Annotated in this window: 6 protein-coding genes and 1 pseudogene; all 7 read right to left on the bottom strand. The window is 74.2% G+C overall.

The genetic code is table 11. The features are described from left to right. Nucleotides 1-215 precede the first annotated feature (215 nt). The 7 genes and pseudogenes from K6U79_10190 to K6U79_10160 all read right to left on the bottom strand — a co-directional run bounded on the left by K6U79_10190 (nt 216) and on the right by K6U79_10160 (nt 6,965). Nucleotides 216-635, bottom strand: a complete 420-nt coding sequence (locus K6U79_10190) for a PIN domain-containing protein (protein ID MCL6522720.1) — start codon at nt 633-635, stop codon at nt 216-218. Beyond that, nucleotides 628-888 carry an AbrB/MazE/SpoVT family DNA-binding domain-containing protein gene (locus K6U79_10185; protein ID MCL6522719.1) on the bottom strand — a complete coding sequence of 87 codons (261 nt, stop codon included), beginning with the start codon at nt 886-888 and terminating at the stop codon, nt 628-630. Before K6U79_10185 ends, K6U79_10190 begins: the two co-directional genes overlap by 8 nt. 65 nt (nt 889-953) lie before the next feature. Then, nucleotides 954-1,710 (bottom strand): annotated as a pseudogene (locus K6U79_10180) (NADP-dependent oxidoreductase). 237 nt (nt 1,711-1,947) lie between these two features. Then, the gene (locus K6U79_10175; GenBank protein ID MCL6522718.1) at nt 1,948-2,982 is read right to left on the bottom strand and encodes an LD-carboxypeptidase; all 1,035 of its coding nucleotides are present in this window, start codon (nt 2,980-2,982) and stop codon (nt 1,948-1,950) included. A gap of 75 nt (nt 2,983-3,057) precedes the next feature. Beyond that, nucleotides 3,058-4,602: a DNA mismatch repair protein MutS gene (locus K6U79_10170; protein MCL6522717.1), complete on the bottom strand. Its 1,545-nt coding sequence runs from the start codon at nt 4,600-4,602 to the stop codon at nt 3,058-3,060. Beyond that, complete coding sequence (locus tag K6U79_10165) at nt 4,599-6,074, bottom strand: DNA mismatch repair protein MutS (protein ID MCL6522716.1); 1,476 nt, start codon at nt 6,072-6,074, stop codon at nt 4,599-4,601. The genes K6U79_10170 and K6U79_10165 overlap by 4 nt, the downstream gene beginning before the upstream one ends. 447 nt (nt 6,075-6,521) lie before the next feature. Continuing rightward, nucleotides 6,522-6,965, bottom strand: coding sequence for a DinB family protein (locus K6U79_10160; protein ID MCL6522715.1), 444 nt, complete (start codon nt 6,963-6,965; stop codon nt 6,522-6,524). Between the last annotated feature and the right edge of the window lie 161 nt (nt 6,966-7,126).

Here is a 7,126-nt window from a genome sequence, read left to right as displayed (position 1 = left end):
GACCGGACGAGTAGTCGTCTAGACGACTGGTTCTTCGTCGACGGGATTCGACAGCGCGGGCGCGGATCCTTTCGGTCACCGGATGGGGATTTCAGCCAGCTGAGGGCCGGCGGGGGACTTCGTGTACGGGGCGGGGAGAGGGGCAGGGGCGCCGGTGGAAGGGGGGTGGCCGGGAACCCGAGCGGGGGGCCGGTGGCAGCAGGACCGGAGGGCCGTCAGCCGTCCGCGCGGGGGAGGAGGCCGCCGGCCGCCAGCAGACCCTGATCGAAGGTGTAAACGGGCAGTCTGGGCCCATACGCCAGCATCCAGCAGTCCACCCAGTCCAGCGACGTCTCCTCGAAGCGCCGCAGGGCGGCCATCACGACGTCGAGATCGGCGACCTCCACGCCGTCGAGCGCGAAGAGGGCGCGCAGAGCCTCGGCCACCTGCGGGCGGGCGAAGGCGCCCAGCTTGGGTGACGTGAGAACGTAGACCACTTCGGCGAGCACCGCCGGGTGGATGACCAGGGTCACCTCGCCCCGGGCCGCCCGGGCGAAGAGCGCTTCCGCGGCGCGGGCCTGAGCCTCCGGCTCGCCCAGAAGGAGGCGCAGGACGACGTTGGCGTCGACGTGGGCGCGGCGGCTCGTTTCACGCATCCGTACGGCCCGCCGTCTGCTTCTCGACGAGGTGCTCCTGGTAGAGGCGGCGACCTTCGTGGAGGTCCACTTCCTTGGGCGTGCGGAGGATGCCTCTCAGGTCGGCGGCGGTACGGGCGTGCACCGGGGTGAGGATGATCTTTCCGTCCTCGAGGTCGAAGACGACACGGTCCCCGGGGCGGATCTGAAAGGCGTCCCGGAGCGCCTTGGGCAGGACGACCTGGCCCTTCGGGCCGACATGCGAGAGGACCACGGCGCGTATCACCTCGCTGTTATTGTATGACTCACCGCCACTGTTCACACGCTTCGGCCAGCGACTTACCGGCGACTGCCTCCGCGCACCCGGAGGACGATCTTCCCCCGGGCGTGGCCGGACTCGCTCATCTCGTGCGCCCGGGCGGCCTCGGCCAGCGGGAAGAGGGCGCCGACGACGGGGCGGAGCCTGCCCTCTTCCGCCAGGCGGCCCAGCTTGGCCAGCTTCTCGCCGTCGGGCTCGAGGAAGAAGTAGGCCGTGCGCACGCCCTGCTCGGCCGCGCGCTCGGCCGCTCGTGGTGGTGGCCACGCGGGCGCCGAAAGCCTTGGCCAGCTGGACGGCGAGGCTTCCTACGCCGCCGGCGCCGCCGTGGACGAGCACGCGCTGGCCCGGTTGGAGGCGGGCGATCTCCACCAGCGCCTCCCAGGCGGTCAGGCCGGCCAGGGGGAGGGAGGCGGCTTCCTCGAAGGTGAGGTTCCTCGGCTTCGGCGCCAGGAGGCGCTCGGCGACGGCGACGTACTCGGCGTAGGTGCCGTTCCGCTCGATGGCGGGGCGCGCCATCACCTCGTCGCCCGGGCGGAAGCGGGTGACGCCCGGCCCGGTGCGGGCGACGACGCCGGCCACGTCCCAGCCCAGGACCAGGGGGAAGGCGTGGGCGATCCGCGAGCGCAGGCGGCCCTCGCGGATCTTCCAGTCGACGGGCTTGACGCCGGCGGCGCGGACCTCGACCAGCACCTCGCCCTCGCCGGGCTCGGGCTCGGGCAGCTCGCCGTAGCGGAGCTGGTCGCGGCCGCCGTAGCGCTCGATGTAGACGGCTTTCATGGCGGGTGAAGACCTCCTTGGGGACTGCGGGAGAGATGGCACCGCCGGGGCGGGGGCCGGCCCAAGCGGCGCGGGGGTCGCGGGACGGCCGCGGCCCGCGCGGCCCGGGCGGCCCCGCCGAGCGGCCTGCGCGGCCCCGTCGAGCGGCCGGAGCGGGGCGCGCCCGTCGTGCCGTGGGAGCGGGGCGCGCCCCCCGGCCCCCGACCCCGCTCCTCCGCTCCGCCGCTCCCCGCTTTCTCACCGCGCCCCGGTGCCGCCGGCCACCTCCACCGCCGGCTCCAGCAGGCGCAGCTCGCAGCGGTCGGCGTCCAGCTCCGCCCGCGCACCGTGAGGAAGCGCCGCCAGGTGCCGCCCGTGGCCGACGGGCAGCCCGTAGACCGCCGGCACGCCCAGCGGCACGACGATCTCCTCGAGCACGTCGTCGAAGCTGAGCGAGCCGTAGGGGAAGGCGGCCGGCGGCGTCCCGCCCACCAGCTCGCCGATCACCAGCCCGGCCGCCGCCTCCAGCTTCCCGGCCAGCCGCAGCTGCGTCAGCATGCGGTCCACGCGGTACGGCTCCTCGTCCACGTCCTCCAGGAAGAGGATCCTCCCCTCGGTCTCGATCTCCCACGGCGTCCCCAGGCTGGCCACCACCAGCGAGAGGCAGCCGCCCACGAGCCGCCCCTCCGCCCGCCCCGGCACCAGCGTGCGCAGCGCGCCGCCCTGCGGCGTCCACCCCTCCTCCTCCGGCCGAGGAAGCACCGCCCCCTCCCCCGCCTCCCCCCGCGCCAGCCGCCAGAACCAGCGCGTGGTGAACGTCTCCTCCGGCACGCCCAGCCGCCTCAGCGTCGGCCCGTAGAGCGTCACCAGCCCCGTCTCCCGCCAGACGGCCAGGTGGAGCGAGGTGATGTCGCTGAAGCCGCTGATCAGCTTCGGATGCGCCGCCAGTGCCGCGTAGTCGAGGCGGTCGAGCAGCCGCGCGCTCCCCCACCCGCCGCGCAGGCAGAGGATGAGGTCGACGTCGTCGCGCCGGAAGAGCTCGTTCAGGTCGGCCGCCCGCTCCTCGTCCGTGCCGGCCAGGTAGCCGTGGCGGCTCCGCCAGTGCGGCGCCAGCTCCACCCGGTGCCCCAGCCGCCGGAGCTCCTCCACCGCCGCCAGGTCGCGCGAGGTCTCCGGCCCGTAGCTGGCCGGCGCCACCATGGCGATGCGCGCGCCGCCCTCCCCCGCGCGAGGAAGCGCCGCCGCCCGGATCACCCGCTCGCCCACGCCACCCACGTCGCCCACATCGCCCACGCTCGCCACCCCCGGTGCGCGATGACCTTCTCCCCGACCACTTTCCGAACCGACGTCATGACGTCACTTTTGACATCATGACGTCAATTCCGCAGACGCCCTCCGGGGAACCCCGTCGCGACCGCCGGCGGGGCCGAAGATGCGCCGGTAGAGATCCTCGCCGAAGCTCGTCGGAAGCGGCGCCCCCTCCACCATGCGGAAGGTGCGCCGTCCGTCCGCCTGGCGTTCCGCGCGGAGGAAGAGCGCTTCCTCGCGCCCCTCCCGGTGGAAGCCCTCCGCCAAGTCGTACAGGTGGGTGACGAAGAAGACCTTGACGCCCGCCTCGAGCATCGCGCGCACGATCTGGCGCGCGATCTCGGAGCCCTCGCGCTCGTTGGTCGAGGCGAAGGACTCGTTGCAGAGGAGGAGCGCGCCCGGGCGGATGGCGTCGACGATGGCGCTCATGCGCCGCAGCTCCTCGTCCAGCTTGCCGCCGCGGAGGGAGGGGTCTTCCTCGCGCTTGAAGTGGGTGAAGATCCCGCTGGCGAGGTCGGCGGAGAAGCGCTCGGCGCCGACGAAGAGGCCGCACTGCAGCATCAGCTGCGCGAGGCCGACGCTGCGCAGGAAGGTCGACTTGCCGCCCTGGTTGGCGCCGGTGACCACCACCAGCCGCTTGCCGTCGGCGGCCACGTCGTTGCCCACCACGCCGCCCTCGAGGCGGAGCGCCAGCGCCACGTCGTAAAGCCCGCGCGCCGAGAGCGCCGGACGGCCCGGCGGCAGCGCCTCCGGGATGCAGGTGGGGAGCCCCCTGGCGGCCAGCTCGTCCCGCAGGTGGAGGGCGCCCAGGTAGAAGGCCAGCTCCGTGCGCAGCGCCGCGAAGAAGTCCAGGATGTGGTCCGTCGACTGGGCCAGCGCCCGGGCCACGCCGGCCAGCCCGCGGTCGCGCAGCTCCGCCAGCGCCCGGGCGCCGCTCTCGTCGCGCGGCGCGATCTCGAAGCTGTAGGCGGGCCGGCCCTTGCCCAGCAGGCGGTCGAGCCAGCCGCGCCGCTCCCGGAGCGGGCGGCGCAGCACGTAGTCGCGGCCGCGCAGGCCCGGGCCCAGGGCGGCGCTGATCAGCACGCCCTCCCGGAACTTCAGCTCCTTCAGGTGCTCCTCCGCGGCGGCGAAGAAGCGCTCGTCCAGCTCCTCGCGCAGCGTCGCGAAGAGTCGGCGGAAGCCGCGGGAGCGGAAGGCGTCACCGTGGCGGTCGGCCAGCTCCCGCAGCTCCCGGAGGCGCTTCACCAGGAGCTCCAGGAGCTGGACGGAGCGGTAGAGGACCGAGTCCGGCGAGCGGCTGAGGAAGCCGGGGAAGATCCGCCGCTCGTCTTCGCCCGCCGCCACCGCCAGCTCGTACAGCTCGCGCACCGCCTGCGGGCGGGCGAGCGCGTCGCGCAGGACTTCCTGGCGGTAGGCCACGGCCTCCGGCTCGGAGAGGCTCTCCAGCACCGCCTTCCGCGCCACCTCCAGGAGGAAGCGGTCGCCCTGCGCCATGGCGGCGAAGAGCCGCTCCAGCTCCAGGTCCTGGACCAGGTCGGCGGCGTGCGAGGGCAGCTCGCCCTCCAGGCGGAAGTCCCGGTCGGGGTGCATCAGCCAGACCTTCATCGCGCCAACCGCCTCCTGAGCGTCCGGTAGGTGAGGCCGTACTTCTCCGCCAGCGCCTCGGCGTAGGCCAAGCCGTCGGCCGGCCGCCGCACCAGCTGGAAGGTGCGCTCGGCCGGGTTCTCCGGCGAGACCGTGCTCACCATGCTGACGGTGGCCGGCCCGAGGCGGGAGAGCTCGTCGAGGAAGGTGACGTAGACGGCCAGCGCGCCCCGCTCCAGGATGCGCCCCAGGATCTCGCGCCCCAGGAAGAGCGCGTCGCGGAGCGTGGTGGAGGCGAAGCTCTCGTTGAGGACGACCAGCGAGCGCGGCGTCGCCTCCTCCAGGATGGCGCGCACCCGCACCAGCTCCTCCTCCAGCTTCCCGTGGAGGCTCTCCATCTGCTCCTCGCGCTCGAAGTGGGTGAAGATGCGGTCGGTCCGGAGGAGCCGCGCCGCCCGCCCCGGCACCGGCAGCCCCAGCCGCGCCAGGAAGTGGATCTGCCCCACCGCCCGCGCGAAGGTGGTCTTGCCCCCCTGGTTGGGTCCCGTCACCACCAGGACGCGCTCCGGCCCGTGCAGCTTGAAGTCGTTGCAGACGGGCGGCGCCTCCCCCGCCGCCAGCCGCCGCTCGGCCAGCACCAGGTCGAAGGTGTCGAGGGCGTAGAGCTCGCCCGGCGCCTCCGCCAGCTCCGGGTAGCAGAAGGCGAGCCCGGCCGCCCGCAGCCGCCCGGCCAGCTCCAGGTAGGCGAGGTAGAACTGGACCTCGCGGTCGAAGCGCCGCACCACCGGATCCAGGAAGCCCCGCCGCCCCTCGTGGAACCGGCGCAGCGCCGCGAAGGTCTCCGGCTCGAGGCGCGCCACCCCCTCCAGCACCTCCGCCTCGACGTGGTTCATCTCCACCGGCTCCTGGAAGCTGAAGCGGACCTCCCTGGCGGCGCCCTGCGCGAAGCGCTCGAAGGTGGCGAGCACCTCGGCGCCGTAGTCGGGCTCCTCCTCGAAGGTGCTGACGGTGACGCGGCTGCCGCGGATGAGGAGGGTGTAGCGGATGCGGTCCAGAGCTTCCTCGAGCCGCTCCGCCTCGCCCGCCAGCGCGAGGAAGCCCTCCGATCCCGCGTACCCCTCCAGGTATGCGGCCAGCCCCCGGAGGCCGCGCGAGGCCGGCGCGGCGGCGCGGAGCGCCTCGCCCAGCTCCCGCACCGCGTCGCAGTAGAGCCGCACCGCCTCGAGGAACCAGCGGTCGCGCTGGTACGGGTAGTAGAGCTTCTCGGAGCGCTCGAGGTACCGGCGCAGCGTGCGCATGGCTTCCCCGAAGCGCTGGACGGGGCCCCGCACCGCCTCCCGCTCCAGGTCGCGCGCCACTTCCTGGCGGTAGGCGATGTCGCCGGGGCTCTCGGGCGGCGCGCAGAAGAAGGGCTCCATGCGGTACTCCTCGCGCCCCTCGGTCAGCCGCTCCAGCAGCTGGTCGAGGTGGAGGTCGCGGAAGAAGGCCGGCATCTCCCGGCGCTCGCCGGCGGTGGCCGCGGGCTCTTCTTCCTCTCCGCCGTCCTCCGGCCGCTCGAAGAGGATGCTGCGGAAATGCACGAGCCTTCACCCCTCTCCCGGGGCGCCCGAAGAAAAAAGGCCCCCGGCTTTCACCAGGAGCCATCAGCGTAGCCGCGGTTCGGCCGGCGCCCGCTCCGGGCCGGCCCGGCGGTCTCCATCGCCAGGCACCAGTCTAGCGGCGGCGGCGGGCGGGCGGCAACCACACAGCCCAGGGGCGGCCGGCGCGCGGCGCGCCGGGCGGGCGCGGACTCGGCGGGCTGGGCGGGCTGGGCAGGGAAGCGGCGTGCGGACACTCTCTCCGGGACCACTTCCGGATTTGACGTCATGACGTCAGAAATGACAGCATGACGCCATTTCAGGAAGTGCCTCCGGGGAGAAGGTGCCGCACCCGCGCCCCGCCTACGTGGCCACGTAGAACATGGCTTCGCGCACGCCGGCCATGCGCGCGAGCAGCATCAGCTGGCCCTTGTGGTGGGCCTCGTGCTCGCGCGCCCGCGCCAGCAGCACCTCCGCGGGGAGCGCGGCGTCGCGCCAGCGCACCTCGCCGCGGGGGTCGGCGGCGAGCGCGCGGACCAGCGTTTCCTGGGCCGGGGTGCGCGCCTCGAGGTAGGCGCGGATGGCGGCAGGGGTGGACGGCCGCTCGGCCGGGGGCTCCACCGGCTGGCCGGCGGCGCCGCCCAGCATGGCGTCGGCGGAGTCGACGATGTGGAGGAGGAGCTCGCCGAAGCTGCGCCCGCCCTCCCAGGGGTGGTCGTCGAAGCGCTCGTCCGGCATCAGCCGGGCGATGGCCTGCGTGGCGCGCCGGTGGCGCAGGAAGCCCTCGACCATCTCGTCGGGGGTCACGGGACGATCGCCTCCTCGGAGGCGAGAGTTGGCGGTGGCGGGGCCGGCTCCTGCCCTTGGGCGGGGGCGGCCCCTTCCCGGGGTCGGGCCGGCCCCCGCCCGGGAGGGGATGGCGGCAGGGGTGTGGAACGGGCGCCCGGAGGCGAAACGAGCTTGGAACC

The organism is Bacillota bacterium, from assembly GCA_023511835.1.
Lineage (GTDB): Bacteria > Bacillota > Sulfobacillia > JAIMAT01 > JAIMAT01 > JAIMAT01.
Note: the sequence above shows the minus strand (reverse complement) of the source record. Positions and strands in the feature narration are given on the sequence as shown.

Coding starts and splice junctions, on each gene's coding strand:
- K6U79_10190 (MCL6522720.1), bottom strand. CDS start 635: ATGCGTGAAACGAGCCGCCGCGCCCACGTCGACGCCAACGTCGTCCTG.
- K6U79_10170 (MCL6522717.1), bottom strand. CDS start 4,602: ATGAAGGTCTGGCTGATGCACCCCGACCGGGACTTCCGCCTGGAGGGC.
- K6U79_10165 (MCL6522716.1), bottom strand. CDS start 6,074: ATGCCGGCCTTCTTCCGCGACCTCCACCTCGACCAGCTGCTGGAGCGG.